Origin of the sequence: Salmonella enterica subsp. arizonae, assembly GCF_008692845.1 — a bacterium.
Lineage (GTDB): Bacteria > Pseudomonadota > Gammaproteobacteria > Enterobacterales > Enterobacteriaceae > Salmonella > Salmonella arizonae.
Genome location: NZ_VXJW01000001.1, coordinates 591,401 through 608,976, shown reverse-complemented (window position 1 = coordinate 608,976; position 17,576 = coordinate 591,401). Strand labels below are relative to the sequence as shown.

The window sequence follows — 17,576 nt, the reverse complement described above, 5'->3', positions numbered from 1 at the left end:
GCTATTTGCATTTAAAATTCAGATCTGGTTTTTCAACTGAAACGATTATGACTTCAATGACCCTTGATTTACCTCGTCGCTTTCCCTGGCCGACGTTACTCTCCGTAGGCATTCATGGTGCTGTAGTGGCAGGTTTGCTCTATACCTCGGTACATCAGGTTATTGAATTGCCTGCGCCAGCGCAGCCGATCACGGTGACAATGGTTTCACCCGCCGATCTGGAGCCGCCTCAGGCGGTTCAGCCGCCGCCGGAACCGATGGTAGAACCGGAACCAGAACCGGAGCCGATCCCTGAACCGCCTAAAGAAGCGCCCGTGGTGATTGAGAAACCCAAACATAAACCAAAACCCAAGCCGAAACCGAAACCGGTGAAAAAGGTTGAAGAGCAGCCGAAGCGTGAAGTTAAACCAACCAAGCCGCGTCCTGCCTCGCCGTTTGAAAATACCGCGCCAGCGCGCCCGATAAGTAGCACCGCGTCGGCGACCAGCAAGCCTGCGGCGAGTGTGCCGACCGGACCTCGCGCCCTGAGTCGTAATCAGCCGCAGTATCCGGCGCGGGCGCAGGCGTTGCGCATTGAAGGCCGGGTGAAGGTGAAGTTTGACGTGACCTCCGCAGGACGGGTAGAGAATGTACAGATTCTGTCCGCGCAGCCAGCCAATATGTTTGAACGTGAAGTTAAGAATGCGATGCGTAAATGGCGCTACGAAGCGGGTAAGCCGGGCTCCGGGCTGGTAGTAAATATTATCTTCCGTCTGAACGGTACGGCGCAGATTGAGTAACTCTGCTACCGCCAGCGGGAATAAGGTATCACCTGCTGGCGGCGTAAGTGTGTCACCCGACGGCCATTCTTATCCCTGAACCGGGAGCGGGCGGGGTCTGCCGTTCGGATCGACGGCAACATAAATAAATAGCGCCTCAGTGGCTTTGTAGCGCTGTCCAATCGGTTCTGACGCGACCTTTTTCACCCAGACTTCAATATTGATGCTAATAGAGGTCCTACCGCGTTTAACGCAGCGCGCGTAGCAGCATACGACATCGCCAACCGCGACGGGGCGCAGAAATGTCATTCCTTCCACGCGGACGGTTACCACACGACCGTGTGCGATCTCTTTGGCCAGTATCGCGCCGCCAATGTCCATTTGCGACATCAGCCAGCCACCAAAAATATCGCCGTTCGCATTGGTATCGGCAGGCATGGCCAATGTACGTAAAACCAGCTCGCCCTGAGGGGTATTATCGATAGTTGTCATTGTAAGACCGGCTGTCAGAAAAAATTACAGCCGCGATGCTACTATGAATTTTGTGCAAAGAATAGTGGGAATAAAGGTAATAAAGGGGAAGCGCAGGGCGTAAAGGCGAAGAAAATATCGCCAGACGTTCGCGGTCTGGCGATAAGTAACGGGAGGATTACGATTTATCTTCCTGTGGCAGATGCCGATAGATATAGACGCCGCTCAGCAGGGTAAAAATGAGTGTCAGCGCCGTGAGTCCGAAGACCTTAAAGTTGACCCAGATATTTTGCGGCAACCAGAAGGCGATATAGATGTTAGCCAGACCGCACACAATAAAAAACAGCGCCCACGCCAGGTTCAGTTTTGACCAGATCTGTTGCGGCAACGCTAATTCTTTACCTAACATGCGTTGGATTAACGGTTTTTTCATCACCCACTGGCTCATTAACAGCGCGCCCGCGAACAACGCATAAATCACCGTCACCTTCCATTTAATAAACTCATCGTTATGGAAAAAGAGGGTCAGACCGCCGAAGACGGCAACCAGAACAAAGGTAATCAGCGCCATCTTCTCTATTTTCCGATAGCGCACCCAGCTATAAATTAGCACGATTGCCGTCGCGACAATCAGTGCGGAGGTCGCCGCATAGATATCATAAAGTTTATAAAACGCAAAAAAGACAACCAGCGGTAAAAAATCCAGAAATTGCTTCATACTTCGATTCCATCATCAACGAGCGTCGAATGCGCCGCTTAACGGCGCATTGCGGATTATTGGCGAATCAACATATAAAGGCGGAATAAGTAGATAAGCAATACTGCGGAAATCAGATTGCTTAACGTATTCGCCAGTACAGCGCCTACATTTGGGGTCAGTACAGCCAAACTGGGCGCGAACAGCAATAGCAATGTTTTAGCCAGTAACCAGCCTATCACAGCAGGCGCTACCAGTCTCATGTTAGCCCAGGCTAGACGCATACTGCTGCGCATCGCGGTAAACACGCCCATTTTCTCTTCAACCAACATCACTGGCGCAAGCGCCAGTACAATGGACATAATAATTCCCGGAACGACAATCAGCATTATACCGATTTGCACTAACAGGGTAGTCAGAAAAATGAGAATAAACAGTTTAGGCAATGCCGGGGCGCTGGCGCCGATAGCTCGCAGCGCGCTAACCCGGTGTCCCGCGGAAACTAGCTGAATCATCAAAATGATACCGCCAGCCAGAATCGCGTTGCCGATAAGCCCGGAAAATGTTGAGGCGGCAGACGCGCGCAACAGGATCTGCTGCTGCTCCGGCGTCATATTTTGCACCAACTCAAACAGGCCAGCGCTACCTGCCAAATGTTCTCCTTCACTGAGTTGCGCGATTTGCGCATCGCTGGGCGAAAAGGCTTGACCCAAGATCACCGTGATAAATGCGCATAGCAACGAAACCAGCAAGATAGTAATAAATTGATTTCGGAAAAAATTTCCGGCGTCACGGTAAACGGACTTCGCCGTGATAGACATGCACTCTCCTTGAGTTTTGCAGGTGTTAATTTGCGGGTAATTGTACCCTGGATAACTCTACAGTGGCAGCATCAGCAGTTGTATGGAAAAGCATATCTTTGTAAAGCGGCGGTAATCCGTATCGTGCGCGGGCGCGATTACAGGCCTCATTTACTTCGCCTCCTTCGCCCGACATCGAAAATTCACGACAGGTTGAAGGGCGGTTTTCATAAATGGCGCAACTGACATTTTCTCCCGGCACTCCAATGAGCGCTTTACAGTGTGGCTGTTTTTGGTTGGTGCCGGCCATACAACGTAAAAAAGGGGGAATAGATTCGGTTAACGACGCCGGAACGCGCCCGCTGGCATCGTCGCCTTCAGCCCAGTAAAAAGAGACACGAAAATAGGCACAACAGGCCCCGCATGTCATGCATGGGTTAAGAACGCTCATGATTCACCTGCAACAAACTAACGCATCAATAGATTACAACGGAAATTAATTTATCCTGCAGTGTTCGCGAATCTTAACGCCACGCGCCATTGCGGGACATGCTTTACCTTAGCCAGTCTTTATCGGCAGGGCAACAGGAGCAGGCAAATATTCGCTTAGAGTGAATATGTCAAAATTGATTTGAATTACTATAACTGGGATTTTTAATGCAAGTTCTAAATTAATCTGGATCAATAAATGTTAAATTATAAGAATAAATGTGATCTGAGTTAGATCACTTATTACTTCATTGTGGGTATATTCATCACGCTTTTATAACCATAACGAAGGAGCGGATATGAAAAAATTTACAGTGGTGGCACTGGCATTAACAACTCTTCTCTCAAGTAGCGTGTACGCGCATGAAGCCGGGGAATTCTTTATGCGTGCAGGTCCAGCAACCGTCAGACCTACAGAAGGGGCGGGTGGTACGCTGGGTCATTTAAATGGGTTTGACGTGAGTAATAACACGCAACTGGGCCTAACATTCACTTACATGGCAACGGACAATCTCGGGATAGAATTGCTGGCGGCGACGCCGTTCCGCCATAAGGTGGGTACGGGCGCGACGGGCGATATCGCCACTGTTCACCTGTTACCGCCAACGTTAATGGCGCAGTGGTACTTTGGTGATTCCAGCAGTAAAGTGCGTCCTTATGTCGGCATAGGGGTGAACTACACTACCTTCTTCGATAACGACTTTAACGATAATGGTAAAAAGACAGGGCTGTCCGACCTGAGCTTTAAGGATTCCTGGGGCGCGGCAGGGCAAGTTGGGGTGGACTACCTGATTAACCGCGACTGGTTAATTGGCGCCTCTGTCTGGTACATGGATATAGATACTACCGCCAATTACAAAATGGGCGGCGTTCAGCAGCATGACAGCGTGCGTCTGGACCCTTGGGTATTTATGTTCTCGGCAGGCTACCGTTTCTAATCGTTCCACTGTAGTGACGAAAAAAGACCCCGCCAGGCGGGGTCAAAAAGGACATGACACACGGATTTTACTTATTGGAACTCACTTATCTTCTTTCGGTTCGCCGCAGCCTAGTTCTGCGCCTGTGAGAGGATCAACGGTGAGGTCCGATTTGGTTCTTTCTGCCATAGCTTTGAGCAGCGCCAGTTGTTCACGCGGTAATTTCACTGTTGCCAGGCCATCGCCGCCATCAACAGCAGGCATCGGCTCTGCAATATAGTTAAAGTTTTCATCGCTATTCCAGCTACCTCGCGGGTCGTCGCCTTGCGACATGTTATAGTACACGTCGGTATATTGTTCTACAGGCGGTAATTTACCCGGCGGGAAGTTATTGCGAATGGAGTACAGCGCCTTTTCAAAAGAGAGCTGGTGCGCTACTTCACGGGTCATTAAGAAACTGAGCGTATCTTTTACGCCAGGATCGTCGGTCAGATTGATCAGGCGTTCATAAATGATCTTCGCTCGCGCCTCTGCTGCGATGTTTGAGCGTAGATCGGCTGTCACTTCGCCAATAGTATCAATATAGGCGGCGGTCCATGGCACGCCTCCGGAGTTAGTCAGCGCGGGACCGCCACCGTATAGCAGAGAGGTGATATGACTATCATTACCATTTTGAGTCAGCGAGCGATACAGTTCCGCTTCGCTTTCGGTTCCTTCCGCCAGCTCGCCTTTGGCGCCTTTGTTAAGCATCCCTACCAGTGAACCGATAATTTCCAGATGACTCAGTTCTTCGGTAGCGATGTCCATTAACATCTCTCTACGACCTGCATCGTCATCGCTTAAACCTTGCGTAAAGTAGCGACATGCGGCCGCTAGTTCGCCCTGCGGGCCGCCAAACTGTTCCAGTAGCAGGTTCGCTAATCCAGGATTGGGCTCGCTCACTCGCACTGTATATTGAAGTTGTTTTACGTGTCGAAACATATTGCCTCCTGCTTATTATTTATTTTTTGGCTTCAACGCCATCTGCTTCAGATCGCAGTAAAAATTGTTCCGTTGTCTGCGGAATATGTTTGATAAGCCAGTCAGCCATTTGCATTTCTTCTTTCAGAATGGCTTCAATCGTCGGAATTGAGGCAGTGTCGCCAGCTTTTTTTGCTGCCGCCAGCAGGGAGGTATAACAAGCAATTTCGAACTGCTCGAAAACATAACCGCTAATTGAGCCTTTAACAATTTCATCGGAAGGGAACATGCCACCGATAGATTGCCCCATTGCTGCCATTTTACTCATGGAGTCTTTCAACACCGAACGGGAAATGCCATTACGGTCCAACACTTCCTCGAGCATGGTAATTTGATGTTTGGTTTCACTAATATGTTGTTCAATTCTGGCTTTTATATCAGGATAATTTTCAATACGGCTGGCCATAGATTCAAGCATCGATTCTGCCTGTTTTTCCATGGCATGGGCGTCACGAAGCCAGTCATGATAATGTTCAGTATAATTCATTTTAAATTCCTCAATGCGTGATAATCTGCTCCGATAATAAAATCGGAATCATGCAAGCTGATAATTAAAAATATTATTTCGATTTGCGTTCAGCACTTTTATTAACATTGCTGACTGCTAAATCGGTAAGTTTTAAATCAGTTTGTTTTTCCTCGTCGAGGGTTTCTTTGAGCAGTTTTAATGCTTTGCTATAGCCGAGCTGCTCGGCCAGGGTGGCTAGCGTGCCGTAGCTGGCGATTTCGTAATGCTCGACTTTTTGCGCCGCGGCGATAAGCGCTGCATCGCGTACTTCGTTTTTCTCCGTACTTTCGATGACTTCATTGGCTTCTTCAATCAGCCCTTCCATAGCGACGCATTTCATTCTTTTCAGTTTAATGCCAGATTCAGATTCGACGATCTGATCAATACGTTCAATCTGACCCTGGGTTTCTTCAAGATGAGATTGAAAGGCCTGGCTTAATTTTTCATTGGACGTGGCTCTGGCAAGTTTAGGAAGAGCCTTGGTTAATTGTTTTTCTGCACTATAGGTGTCTGAAAGTAGATGGATAAAAAGGTCTTCAACGGTTTTGATATTCATAAATCTAATTCTCCTGGGCAAAATACTGCGAGCCAGAAGACTCGCAGATTGCTTGATAAAAGCATGTGTTATATTTACATTACAGTAAATCAGGAATTATCGGATTTACGTCCGCCGTGACTATTCTGACCACCTTTTTTACCGGCTTCAGAAGCTCGTTGCGGATCGTTTTTGAAATTCCCACCGCTATGCTGACCGCCTTTGCGGCCCGCTTCAGATGCTTTTTCACGATTCTCGGCGAAATTTCCTGAACCACCACGATGTTCGGCCATATTATTTCTCCTGTCTCGTTGCTTGCTGAAAAAATCGGTTTTAACCGTGTCGACACCCTATTAAAATTAGTTGGTTAAACCGATTAGTCAAATTGACGGAAATAGTTGTGATTTACCGCGTAAATAACGCACAAAAAATGGTTTAGAGATAATATATTCTATATTTTCTTTTAGAATAAGCGATTTAACAGAATATGCTTTGCATTGTTATTAATAACAAGGGTCACTATCTGCGGCAATAGAAACGTTAACGTATCGTTTACTGACATTTCTTTACATAAGGAGGGGGTAAATTGACGTGAAAACGATAAATTGACGGGCGTGATTAGGAGTTTTCTTAGCTAAAACCGCCTTAAGGCTTTCTGAAAGCCAGAGCGGGAATATAACCAAAAAGGTTGATGAAGTGCTTCTGAAGCATCGCATAGTTCAGGGCCAGGCGATAATTTGAAGGCCGCCAGCGTTCTGTTGACGGCTTCATCAGTTATACGCGGCTGGCCGCTTTCATGGCGTATACAAAGGACTTGAGCTCCGCCAACATCTGGGCTGGAGACGTGTCGTGATTTTTCTCAATAATATTGACAATTGCTGAGCCGGAGATAGCGCCAGCCGCCCCAGCACGAACGGCCGCAGACACCTGTACCGGCGAGGAGATGCCGAAGCCCTGTAACGCAGGCGCGGCATGGTACTCTTTAAGCTTCTCAATCAGATGATGCAGCGGCAAAGCGCCACGGTTTTCCGCGCCGGTGACGCCCGAACGGGAAAGCAGGTAGGTATAACCGCGGCCGTAAGATGCGATTTGGCGCAGAAGATCGTCATCCGCATTTGGCGGGCAGATGAAGATCGGCGCGATATTATGCCGCAACGCCGCCTGGCGGAAGGGGGCTGATTCTTCAACCGGAACGTCCGCGACCAGCACAGAATCCACGCCGACTTTTTCACAACGGGCATAAAACGCATCTATGCCGTTATTGAACACCAGATTCGCGTACATTAGCAGGCCAATCGGAATAGTTGGGTGTTTTTCACGAATCAGCGCCAGCATTTCAAAACACTGAGCCGGCGTGACGCCAGCGGCGAAGGCGCGTAAGTTCGCATTCTGGATGGTAGGGCCATCGGCCAGCGGATCGGAGAAGGGAACCCCCAGTTCCAGAGCGTCGGCGCCAGCGTCAATCAGTGTGTCGATAATTTTCAGTGACTGTTCAATGCCAGGGTCGCCCAGAGTCACGAAGGGGACAAAGGCGCCTTCCCGGCGAACGTTGAGCTGTGCAAATAAATTTTCGTAGCGTTCCATCAGATTTCCCCTCGCGCTTTCAGGATATCGTGTACGGTAAAGATGTCTTTATCGCCGCGGCCAGAAAGACTGACCACCAGCAGTTGCTCTTTTTCCGGGTGCTCGCGCATCATTTTCAGAGCGTGCGCCAACGCGTGAGAAGACTCCAGGGCCGGGATAATTCCCTCATGGCGGCACAGAGTTTTGAATGCCTCCAGCGCTTCATCATCGGTAATGGAGACATAATCCGCGCGTCCGATGCTGTTCAGGTGCGCATGTTGCGGCCCAACAGACGGGAAATCCAGCCCGGCGGAAATGGAATATGACTCTTCAATTTGTCCGTCTGCTGTCTGCATCATCGGCGCTTTCATACCGAAATAGATGCCAACGCGACCATGTTTAAGCGGCGCGCCATGCTTGCCGGTTTCAATACCGTGGCCGCCAGGTTCAACGCCAATTAACCCAACGCTGGCGTCATTAATAAAATCCGCAAACATCCCGATAGCGTTTGACCCGCCGCCGACGCAAGCGATAACGGCGTCAGGCAGACGGCCTTCTTTGTCGAGGATTTGCGATTTCGTCTCTTCGCCAATCATGCGTTGAAACTCGCGTACAATCGTTGGATACGGGTGCGGGCCTGCTGCCGTACCGAGCATATAGTGCGCGGTTTCGTAACTACCGGACCAGTCGCGCAGCGCCTCGTTACAGGCATCTTTTAACGTGGCGGAGCCGCTATGAACCGGGATCACCTCAGCGCCCATCAGACGCATACGGAAGACGTTTGGCGACTGGCGCTCGACGTCCTTAGCGCCCATATAAATACGGCATTTCAGACCCAGCAGGGCGCTGGCGAGCGCAGAAGCGACGCCGTGCTGACCGGCGCCGGTTTCAGCGATAATCTCGCTTTTACCCATCCGCTTAGCCAGCAGAGCCTGACCCAGTACCTGATTGGTTTTGTGCGCGCCGCCGTGCAGTAAATCTTCGCGCTTTAGATACAACGTGGTACGCGTACCGGCGGTAATATTCTGACATTTCGTCAGCGCGGTGGGACGTCCCGCGTAGTTTTTTAGCAGATCGGCGAATTGCGCCTGAAACTCAGGATCTTTTTGCGCGCTGACGAAGGCCTCTTCAAGCCGGCTCAGCGCAGGCATCAGGATCTGCGGCACGTACATGCCGCCGAATTCACCAAAGTAGGGATTGAGAAGTGTTGTCATATTTTTTCCTTAATATGCGCGCAGTGTCTGAAAAACCGAGGCCAGAAGACGAGCATCTTTGATGCCTGGCTGTGCCTCCACACCAGAATTAAAATCGAGACCGGCACAGCCGGCTTGCGCCGCCTGGACACAGTTATCGGCCGCCAGCCCGCCCGCCAGTAACACATTATCCAGCGGTTGCCCCTGTAGCAGCGACCAGTCGAAGCGTTGTCCGCTGCCGCCTTGTCCATTGTCGAAAATGTATTTATCGACATGGTGATAATCGCGCGCGGGAAGGGTATCGCCGACGCTCAGCGCCTTCCAGATTTGCAAATCGCGCGGCAACGCCTCGCGCAGCGCGTTGACATACGCCTGGCTTTCGCTGCCGTGTAGCTGTATAGCAGACAACGACAGGACGGCGGCTTTCTGGCAAACATCTGCGATATCAGCGTCCTGGAAAACCCCAACATACTGTAACGGCGCGGCGGCGATTATCTCCCGCGCCTGGTCGATATTGACGACACGAGGCGAGGCGGGAGCGAAAATCAATCCACCGTAGACGGCGCCAGCGTCATAGGCGGCTTTGGCGTCCTGGGCGCGGGTCAGACCGCAGATTTTATTTTCGCCGAGCAGCACGCGACGGACGGCGGCGTTAAGATCGTCATGCGCCATTAACGCGGAACCAATCAAAAACCCGTTGGCGAAGTGACTCAGCTCGCGCACCTGACCGTAAGTGTTAATTCCGGACTCACTGATGACGGTCACGCCGTGGCCCAGTTTTGGCGCCAGCTGGCGGGTGCGATTCAAATCAATCGACAGATCGCGCAGATCGCGATTGTTGATACCTACCACTTTTGCGCCTAACGCCATCGCGCGCTCCCGTTCTGCGTCATTACTGACTTCCGTGAGTACGCCCATTTTCAGACTGTGCGCGACGGCGGCGAGTTGGCGATACTGCTCGTCATCCAGAACTGAGAGCATCAGTAAACAGGCATCGGCCTGATAGTAACGGGCAAGGTAGATCTGATAGGGATCGATAATAAAATCCTTACACAGAATCGGCTGCGGCGCGCTTTGGCTAACGACCGGCAGAAAATCGAAGCTCCCCTGAAAATATTTTTCGTCGGTGAGAACCGAGATCGCCGAGGCGTAATGTTGATAAATACCGGCAATACGCGCCGGATCGAAATCATCGCGAATCACGCCTTTTGATGGCGATGCTTTCTTACACTCCAGAATAAAGGCGGTACGCGCGCCCTGGAGCGCATCATAAAAATGGCGTGTACTTGGCTGGATCTCATTTTGAAAACTGGCCAGCGGCTGTTGCTGTTTGCGGGCTTCTACCCAAATCGCCTTGTCTGCGACGATTTTCGCTAAAACGGTTTGCATTATTTACCCTCTTGCCGCCAGTGCGGTGACTCTGTCATATGCGGTGCCGTTGCGCAGAACATCAAGCACGGTTTGCGCATTGGCTTTGAGATCTTCCTGACCATGCAGACGCATCAGCATCGCCACGTTAGCGGCGACGGCGGCCTCATGCGCGGCGTCGCCTTTACCTTGTAATAACCGTGTCAGAATGTCACGATTTTCTTCCGGCGTGCCGCCAACCAACTGATCCTGATGGTAAGGCGTCAGGCCAAAATCCTCCGCCGTAAGTTGATAGCTTTTAATTTCGCCGTCATGCAGCTCCGCGACAATCGTCGGCGCATGGAGCGAAACCTCATCCATGCCGCCGCTGTGTACCACGGCCGCGCGCTGATAGCCCAATACCCGCAAGGTTTCCGCAATCGGCAGCACCAGTTCCGGGCTATAGACGCCAATCAACGCCAGCGGTGGATGCGCCGGGTTGATCAGCGGACCGAGTACGTTGAACAGGGTTCGCGTTTTTAACTGTTGGCGAACCGGCATCGCGTGACGAAATCCGGTGTGATATTTCGGCGCGAACAGGAAACAGACGCCCAGTTCATCTAACGCCTGACGTGATTTATCGGCGTTCATATCCAGATTAATACCGAACGCCGCCAACAGATCGGATGATCCCGATTTGCTGGACACGCTGCGGTTGCCGTGTTTCGCCACTTTCAGTCCGCAGGCCGCCGCAACAAAGGCGCTGGCGGTAGAGATATTGATACTGTTACTGCCGTCGCCGCCGGTACCAACGATATCCGCAAACAGATAGTCCGGACGCGGGAACGGGGCGGCATTTTCCAGCAACGCAGTGGCGGCGCCGGCAATTTCATTGGGATGTTCGCCGCGAATTTTCATGCTCACCAGCGCGGCGGCGAGCTGTTCAGGTTTCAGTTCGCCGCGGACGACCGCCGAAAACAACTGATGGCTCTCTTGTTGCGTCAGAGTCTGCGCCTGATAAAGTTTTTCTAGAATCGGCTGTAGTGTGTTTGTCGGCTCCAGCTTTTGCTGCGCCCAGGCTAATGTCTGCTCCAGCAGACGCGCGCCCTGCGTCGTCAGGATGGACTCAGGATGGAATTGAAAACCGCAAACGCGATCCGCATCATGACGTACCGCCATCACCATGCCGTTGAAATGGGCGTTAATGGTCAGCCCGGCAGGAATATTACTGCCGACCAGCGAATGGTAACGCGCGACCGGTAGCGGATTCGCCAGACCGGCGAACATCGCCTGACCGTCATGTTCAATGCTGGAGGCTTTGCCATGCAGGATTTCTCCCGCCTGACCGACGTAACCGCCGTAAGCTTCGACAATGGCCTGATGCCCAAGACAAATGCCGATGATCGGTAACTTGCCGCGTAGTCGGGTCAGCAGCTCCGGCATACAGCCCGCCTCGCTGGGGACACCTGGTCCCGGGGAGAGCATTAGCACCGGATTTTTCATCGTCGCCAGGCGATCGATAAGCGTTTGAGCCGGGATATGATTACGGTAAATCACCACGTTATGGCCGTTGGACCGTAACTGATCTGCCAGGTTCCAGGTAAACGAGTCGATGTTATCGAGCAGCAGAATATCAGCCATCAGAAGGTCTCCTGTGCATGATGCGCAGTGGCGATAGCATGCAATACGGCGCGCGCTTTATTACGGGTTTCATCGGCTTCAGTCTGCGGAACGGAGTCCAGCACAATCCCTGCGCCCGCCTGTACGGTCGCGATACCGTTATCTACTAGCGCGGAGCGGATAACAATACAGGTATCCAGATCTCCGTGGGCAGTGAAATAACCGACAGCGCCGCCATAGCTGCCGCGGCGCTGTCCTTCCACATCGGCAATCAGTTGCATGGCGCGTACTTTCGGCGCGCCGCTCAGGGTGCCCATGTTCATACAGGCGCGGTAAGCGTGCAGCGCGTCGAGATCGTGACGCAGTTCGCCTACGACCCGAGAAACCAGATGCATCACGTGCGAATAACGGTCAACTTTTGTCAGATCGGCAACGTAGCGGCTGCCCGGCGTACAAATGCGCGCCAGATCGTTGCGCGCCAGATCGACCAGCATCAGATGTTCGGAAAGCTCTTTATGATCGGTACGCATGTCCAACTCGATACGGCTGTCGAGATCTCTGTCCAGCGTACCATCGGCGCGGCGGCCGCGTGGGCGAGTACCCGCGATGGGGTAAAGCTCAATCTGGCGGCTGGCGGCGTCATATTTCAGCGAGCTTTCCGGCGACGCGCCGAAAAGGGTGAAATCATTATCCTGCATAAAGAACATGTATGGGCTAGGATTGCTCTTTTTCAGTACATAGTAGGCAGCCAGCGGCGACGGGCAGGGCATCGAAAAGCGGCGCGACGGCACCACCTGAAATATTTCGCCCGCGCGGATGGCTTTTTGCAACTGACGCACGACCGCGCCGAACGCTTCATCACTCTGATTGCATTCGCAGCGCATGTCCGGCACCGGCGTCACCGGCAACGGCGGCGCAGGCTGGGTTAATTGTTGTCTAAGATGCGCCAGACGGGCGTTCAGTCGCTGTTTTTCCTCGTCATTAGCGGTAAACAGACTGGCTTGAATGCGGGTGCTTTTTTTTCGATGATCTATCACCATCATCGTTTCCGCTAAATAAAAGCAGTAGTCCGGGCAGTTATTGTCGGCCTCAAGGTGTGGAAGCGCTTCAAAGCCAGCCACCAGGTCGTAGGCAAACAGACCGCCGAAGAACATGGCTTCCCGCGCTTGTGTCGGTACGTTTACCACCTCCTGTAACAGGCGGAACGCATCAAACACCGACAGGGAGCATAAACGGGCGTCTTCATCTAATAATGGGCTGACGGGCGGAAAGCGCAGGACGCGACCGGCAGGCAGGCAGGCGTTTTCCACGCCAGCGGGCAGGGCAATATCCAGTAGCGGCAATAACGAGGCGCCATTATCGGATAGCGCCTCAATTGTGACAGTGTCACCAAAGGCGATGATGCGTAGCGCGCTATCCACCAGCAGCAGGCTTTTTAAATCGTCTTTACTGTCGATATCCGCGGACTCCAGCAGCAGCGTTGCTGGACGATCGCCGCAAACTTGGTGAAAAAGCGCTGTTGGGTTTTCCCGGTAGGCTGCATCGCAGGTCAATAGCTCAAGCGTGGGTTTTTGTGTTTGCATGGTTGTTCTCATTAATTTTGTTCAAAAAAAGCCCGCTTCACAGGCGGGCCGGGTATCTTTTGGCTTATTAAAGCTGTCATACACTGCCCGATATCAGGGAGTGCGCCACCAGCCGTGTAGTACAAATGTCGCTGCCATTTTAGATACCCTATTCATGTGAACTTTCGTACTAGTTAACTAGTTCGGTGGGGTAATGTCAACACCTATTTCAGTATATTTGCCGGAACCGTTATGATGTACACGACACACCTTTTATCTCTATGGGAGCCGCCTTGAGCGACACGAATTACGCAGTGATTTACGATCTGCACAGTCATACCACGGCGTCCGATGGACTGTTGACGCCAGAAACGTTAGTACACCGTGCGGTAGAGATGCGAGTCGGCACGCTGGGGATTACCGATCATGACACCACAGCCGCGATTCCTGCGGCAAGAGAAGAAATTTCACGTTCAGGACTGGCCCTGAATCTTATTCCCGGCGTGGAGATTTCAACGGTCTGGGAAAATCATGAGATCCACATTGTGGGTCTGAATATTGATATTGCGCACCCGGCAATGTGCGATTTTCTGGCGCAGCAGACACAACGGCGTCAGGCGCGCGGTCGGCTCATTGCGGAGCGTCTGGAAAAAGCCCATATTCCCGGCGCGTGGGAAGGGGCGTTGAGACTGGCGAATGGCGGCGCGGTGACGCGAGGTCACTTCGCCCGCTTTCTGGTGGAGTGCGGCAAAGCCGCGACAATGACGGATGTTTTTAAAAAATATCTCGCGCGTGGGAAAACCGGTTACGTTCCGCCGCAGTGGTGTACAATAGAACAAGCTATTGATGTCATTCATCATTCTGGCGGTAAGGCGGTGTTGGCCCATCCGGGACGCTACGACCTTAGCGCTAAGTGGCTGAAAAGATTAGTGGCGCATTTTGCCAGCCATCACGGCGACGCGATGGAAGTGGCGCAGTGCCAACAATCGCCCAATGAACGCACCCAACTGGCGACGCTTGCGCGTCAGCATCATTTATGGGCATCGCTTGGATCTGATTTTCATCAGCCCTGCCCGTGGATTGAACTGGGGCGTAAACTCTGGCTGCCCGCTGGCGTTGAAGGCGTATGGCAGACATGGGAACAGCCGCAAATATCACAGTGAGGGAAGTATGAGCCAGTTTTTTTATATCCATCCTGACAACCCACAGCAACGGCTGATTAATCAGGCCGTCGACATTGTGCGTAAAGGCGGGGTCATTGTCTATCCAACCGATTCCGGTTATGCCCTTGGTTGTAAAATTGAAGACAAAGGCGCGATGGAACGTATATGTCGTATTCGTCAGTTGCCCGATGGACACAACTTTACGTTGATGTGTCGCGATCTGTCCGAACTGTCGACCTATTCATTCGTGGATAATGTGGCGTTCCGCCTGATTAAAAACAATACGCCGGGTAATTACACCTTCATTCTGAAGGGGACAAAAGAGTTGCCGCGCCGTTTGTTACAGGAAAAACGTAAAACCATCGGCCTGCGCGTGCCGTCAAACCCGATTGCGCTGGCGCTGCTGGATACGCTGAGCGAACCGATGCTCTCTACGTCGTTGATGCTGCCTGGTAGCGACTTTACCGAGTCGGACCCGGAGGAGATTAAAGAGCGGCTGGAGAAGCAAGTGGATTTGATCATCCATGGCGGCTACCTTGGACAGCAGCCTACCACGGTAATCGATTTAACCGATGATTCTCCGGTGGTGCTGCGTGCAGGCGTCGGCGACGTTACACCTTTCTTATAAGGACGTAAGTCTGTATCTGTAGTGGTCAACTTAAACTGGCCACCACTTTAGAGTTTTTCCAGTATCGGTTTTCCGATTCGTTTGGGGGTAACCCACCGTTATATTCATGCGGCCTGAGTACACTGTAATACCCGACGATATAGTCCGTTATTGCATGGGCCGCATCGCTGAAGCTTATGTAACCCGTCACCGGTACCCACGCATTTTTCAGGCTTCTGAAGAAGTGTTCCATTGGGCTATTATCCCGGCAGTTTCGCGCCGACTCATACTTTGTCTGATCCGGTATCGCCACAGTAACTGCCGGAACTGCCTGCTCGTATAGTGGCTACCCTGGACGCTGTGGAACATCACACCGCCGGGCTTACCACGGGGTTCCCATGCCATTTCCAGCGCTTTCATGGGGAGCCTGCTGTCCGGCGAGAACGACATGGCCCGGCCCACCGGTTTCCTGGCGAACAGGTCGAGAACAACAGCGAGGTATGCCCAGCGTTTACCTGTCCAGATATACGTCACGTTGCCGCACCATACCTGATTTGGCTCTGTCACTGCGAACTGCCGCTCAGGGTAGTCAGGGATAGCGACATGTTCACGACCACCACGTTTATACCGGTGAGTCGGCTGCTGACAGCTGACCAGCCCCGGCTCTTTCATGGGCCTGCCAGCAAGCCAGCGTCCCATCTGGTAGCCTCTCCGGGTTGCCATTGTGGCAATGCTTCTTGCTCCGGCCGAACCGTGGCTGATGCCATGTAGCTCAAGTACCTGACTGCGTAATACAGCCCGTCTGCCGTCTGGTTTTTCAGGACGGTTTTTCCAGTATCTGTAGCTGCTGCGATGAACCCCGAACACGTGGCAGAGTGTGGCCACCGGATAATGCGCTCTGAGTTTCCTGATTATCGGGAACCGTTCAGAGAGTCTGACATCAGGAGCGCGGTAGTCTTTTTTAGTATTTCGTTATCCATTTCAATACGTTGTGTTTTTTTCTCAGCTCACGTATTTCAATTTGTTCCGGAGTAATGGGAGAGGCTTCAGGCGTTTTTCCCTGCCGCGCATCACGCAACTGCTTCACCCATCGCGTCATTGTGGAAAGGCCGGCATCCATAGCGCTGGCTGCATCTGCCACGGTGTAGTTCTGGTCAACAACCAGCTGAGCGGATTCACGTTTGAATTCCGCGCTGAAATTTCTTTTTTTCATTGGAGCACCTGTGTTGTTCTGAGGTGAGCATATCGCCTCTGTTCAGGTAGCCAAATTCAGTGTGCCACTACAAACACCACCAGAGTTAAGCCCTCCCTCCTGTATGTAAAATATCTTGAGGAAATTCCAGGAGAATTAATCGAAACAGCGACAGAAGTTTATTCAAAACCGCCCTCTGTGGAAGAGTGGGCTGCGTTAAATGATCTCCTCGAATATTCAAGCGGAGTGTATTATCGCCCACGTAAACGCAAAGTTTACACCTGGGATGATTCAAATTTGAAAAAATGGCAGAGCCTCGGTTTTGAATCACTAAACCACTACCTCACATACAACGCAATGAATAATACCATGGCGGGAGCCAGGGGCTTTGATGAATTATTCCACATTTTGGAGATAGTTACATAGAATAATGCACACACAGACAACACAAACCAAACGATTTACGCAGCACGTCAAATGTTGCGAATGGTATTACGACGAAATTCAAAACATCACCAATGACGCTTTTCTTACAGATGAAGAGAAATTAGCCGTACTGGATGATCTGGAAAATAGAATTCTCACTCTCGCAGCGCCTTTCCTGGCTGCTGCAAATAAAATTAAGACGACAATGGAGCAAATGAAAAAATGACTAACTGCGACAATGTCAAATTCCAGTTCTGGAGCGGCATTGTCCATTTCTCCGGGGCGTTAATCAGACCCAGATAAAGCAGTTTCAACAGGTTGTTTTCATTCGGGAAAGCATCTTTGGTTTTGGTCAGCTTCCTGAACTGGCGGTGCACCGATTCGATGGCATTGGTGGTGTAAATCACCTTGCGGATAACAGTCTGTTCACTGGCTTTATGAAAGGCTTCGCTGATGGTGGCGACAACCTCATGAAGAACACAAAAGTTATCACCGAATCTGCTGGAATGCCTGGAGAGGTATTAGGAGATCTGGCTAAACAGGTGACGGGCTTCGTTGGTGAGATTGCCGGCGTTATTAGCGGTTTCAATGCTAAGGTCAGTGCCGATGCTTTTACACAGTCGTTAACGTTGGCTGTGAACAGCGGTCAAAGCAGCACAGGCGGGTGATACATCAAAGGGGCTTACGTTTTTTTTGCTTAAAAATTAA

Annotated in this window: 19 protein-coding genes, 2 pseudogenes and 1 other annotated feature; of the genes and pseudogenes, 5 read left to right on the top strand and 16 right to left on the bottom strand. The window is 51.6% G+C overall.

Annotated elements, in window-relative coordinates; translation table 11 throughout:
* Positions 1-56 precede the first annotated feature (56 nt).
* Positions 57-779 (top strand): TonB system transport protein TonB, encoded by a 723-nt coding sequence (gene tonB / locus F4V61_RS03185; RefSeq protein ID WP_012210103.1) that lies wholly within the window; start codon positions 57-59, stop codon positions 777-779.
* Between the two features lie 69 nt (positions 780-848).
* Here tonB and yciA read toward each other — a convergent pair whose 3' ends face one another.
* From yciA to F4V61_RS03165, 4 genes are all read right to left on the bottom strand, one after another.
* A complete protein-coding gene (gene yciA / locus F4V61_RS03180) occupies positions 849-1,250 on the bottom strand; it encodes an acyl-CoA thioester hydrolase YciA (RefSeq protein WP_000207359.1) in 402 nt (133 codons plus the stop codon).
* Positions 1,251-1,407: 157 nt separating this feature from the next.
* Positions 1,408-1,947, bottom strand: coding sequence for a septation protein A (locus F4V61_RS03175; RefSeq protein ID WP_000808684.1), 540 nt, complete (start codon positions 1,945-1,947; stop codon positions 1,408-1,410).
* Between the two features lie 56 nt (positions 1,948-2,003).
* Positions 2,004-2,747: a YciC family protein gene (locus tag F4V61_RS03170; protein ID WP_038395905.1), complete on the bottom strand. Its 744-nt coding sequence runs from the start codon at positions 2,745-2,747 to the stop codon at positions 2,004-2,006.
* A gap of 25 nt (positions 2,748-2,772) precedes the next feature.
* Positions 2,773-3,177 (bottom strand): YkgJ family cysteine cluster protein, encoded by a 405-nt coding sequence (locus F4V61_RS03165; RefSeq protein ID WP_079829382.1) that lies wholly within the window; start codon positions 3,175-3,177, stop codon positions 2,773-2,775.
* Positions 3,178-3,514: 337 nt separating this feature from the next.
* On the opposite strand from F4V61_RS03165, the gene ompW reads away from it, so the two are divergent.
* Entirely contained in the window at positions 3,515-4,153 is a 639-nt protein-coding gene (gene ompW, locus F4V61_RS03160; protein WP_080161177.1) for an outer membrane protein OmpW, read from the top strand.
* Positions 4,154-4,234: 81 nt separating this feature from the next.
* Here the strand turns inward: ompW and F4V61_RS03155 are convergent, their stop codons facing one another.
* The 10 genes from F4V61_RS03155 to trpL form a co-directional block, all read right to left on the bottom strand.
* A complete protein-coding gene (locus F4V61_RS03155; protein WP_000488352.1) occupies positions 4,235-5,113 on the bottom strand; it encodes a manganese catalase family protein in 879 nt (292 codons plus the stop codon).
* A gap of 19 nt (positions 5,114-5,132) precedes the next feature.
* Positions 5,133-5,639 carry a ferritin-like domain-containing protein gene (locus tag F4V61_RS03150; RefSeq protein WP_001109977.1) on the bottom strand — a complete coding sequence of 169 codons (507 nt, stop codon included), beginning with the start codon at positions 5,637-5,639 and terminating at the stop codon, positions 5,133-5,135.
* Between the two features lie 73 nt (positions 5,640-5,712).
* A complete protein-coding gene (locus F4V61_RS03145) occupies positions 5,713-6,216 on the bottom strand; it encodes a ferritin-like domain-containing protein (RefSeq protein WP_001022822.1) in 504 nt (167 codons plus the stop codon).
* Between the two features lie 89 nt (positions 6,217-6,305).
* Positions 6,306-6,488 carry a general stress protein gene (locus tag F4V61_RS03140; RefSeq protein ID WP_000807657.1) on the bottom strand — a complete coding sequence of 61 codons (183 nt, stop codon included), beginning with the start codon at positions 6,486-6,488 and terminating at the stop codon, positions 6,306-6,308.
* A 481-nt stretch (positions 6,489-6,969) separates the two neighbouring features.
* A complete protein-coding gene (gene trpA / locus F4V61_RS03135; RefSeq protein ID WP_079833317.1) occupies positions 6,970-7,779 on the bottom strand; it encodes a tryptophan synthase subunit alpha in 810 nt (269 codons plus the stop codon).
* On the bottom strand, positions 7,779-8,972 hold the full coding sequence (trpB, locus tag F4V61_RS03130) for a tryptophan synthase subunit beta (RefSeq protein ID WP_080161176.1): 1,194 nt from the start codon (positions 8,970-8,972) through the stop codon (positions 7,779-7,781). The genes trpA and trpB overlap by 1 nt, the downstream gene beginning before the upstream one ends.
* Positions 8,973-8,981: 9 nt before the next feature.
* Entirely contained in the window at positions 8,982-10,340 is a 1,359-nt protein-coding gene (trpCF, locus tag F4V61_RS03125; RefSeq protein ID WP_038395909.1) for a bifunctional indole-3-glycerol-phosphate synthase TrpC/phosphoribosylanthranilate isomerase TrpF, read from the bottom strand.
* Between the two features lie 3 nt (positions 10,341-10,343).
* A complete protein-coding gene (gene trpD / locus F4V61_RS03120) occupies positions 10,344-11,939 on the bottom strand; it encodes a bifunctional anthranilate synthase glutamate amidotransferase component TrpG/anthranilate phosphoribosyltransferase TrpD (protein ID WP_038395910.1) in 1,596 nt (531 codons plus the stop codon).
* The gene (locus F4V61_RS03115) at positions 11,939-13,501 is read right to left on the bottom strand and encodes an anthranilate synthase component 1 (protein ID WP_079799098.1); all 1,563 of its coding nucleotides are present in this window, start codon (positions 13,499-13,501) and stop codon (positions 11,939-11,941) included. Before F4V61_RS03115 ends, trpD begins: the two co-directional genes overlap by 1 nt.
* Positions 13,502-13,523: 22 nt before the next feature.
* Positions 13,524-13,618: a sequence feature (Trp leader region), on the bottom strand.
* Positions 13,595-13,639, bottom strand: coding sequence for a trp operon leader peptide (trpL, locus tag F4V61_RS03110; RefSeq protein WP_071820962.1), 45 nt, complete (start codon positions 13,637-13,639; stop codon positions 13,595-13,597). (Overlaps the previous feature by 24 nt.)
* A 122-nt stretch (positions 13,640-13,761) precedes the next feature.
* Here trpL and rnm point away from each other — a divergent pair, with 122 nt between their 5' ends.
* Together rnm and F4V61_RS03100 are read left to right on the top strand one after the other, a co-directional pair.
* Positions 13,762-14,643, top strand: a complete 882-nt coding sequence (gene rnm, locus F4V61_RS03105; protein WP_072159196.1) for an RNase RNM — start codon at positions 13,762-13,764, stop codon at positions 14,641-14,643.
* A 7-nt stretch (positions 14,644-14,650) separates the two neighbouring features.
* Positions 14,651-15,271: an L-threonylcarbamoyladenylate synthase gene (locus F4V61_RS03100; protein ID WP_038395911.1), complete on the top strand. Its 621-nt coding sequence runs from the start codon at positions 14,651-14,653 to the stop codon at positions 15,269-15,271.
* A gap of 25 nt (positions 15,272-15,296) precedes the next feature.
* Here F4V61_RS03100 and F4V61_RS03095 read toward each other — a convergent pair.
* Positions 15,297-16,463 (bottom strand): annotated as a pseudogene (locus F4V61_RS03095) (IS3 family transposase).
* Positions 16,464-17,062: 599 nt separating this feature from the next.
* A pseudogene (locus tag F4V61_RS03080) lies at positions 17,063-17,284 on the bottom strand (transposase); the annotation flags it as partial.
* Between F4V61_RS03080 and F4V61_RS03075 the strand changes: the two are divergent.
* Entirely contained in the window at positions 17,240-17,536 is a 297-nt protein-coding gene (locus F4V61_RS03075; protein WP_038395912.1) for a hypothetical protein, read from the top strand. The pseudogene F4V61_RS03080 and the gene F4V61_RS03075 sit on opposite strands and share 45 nt — an antisense overlap.
* Positions 17,537-17,576: the final 40 nt, after the last annotated feature.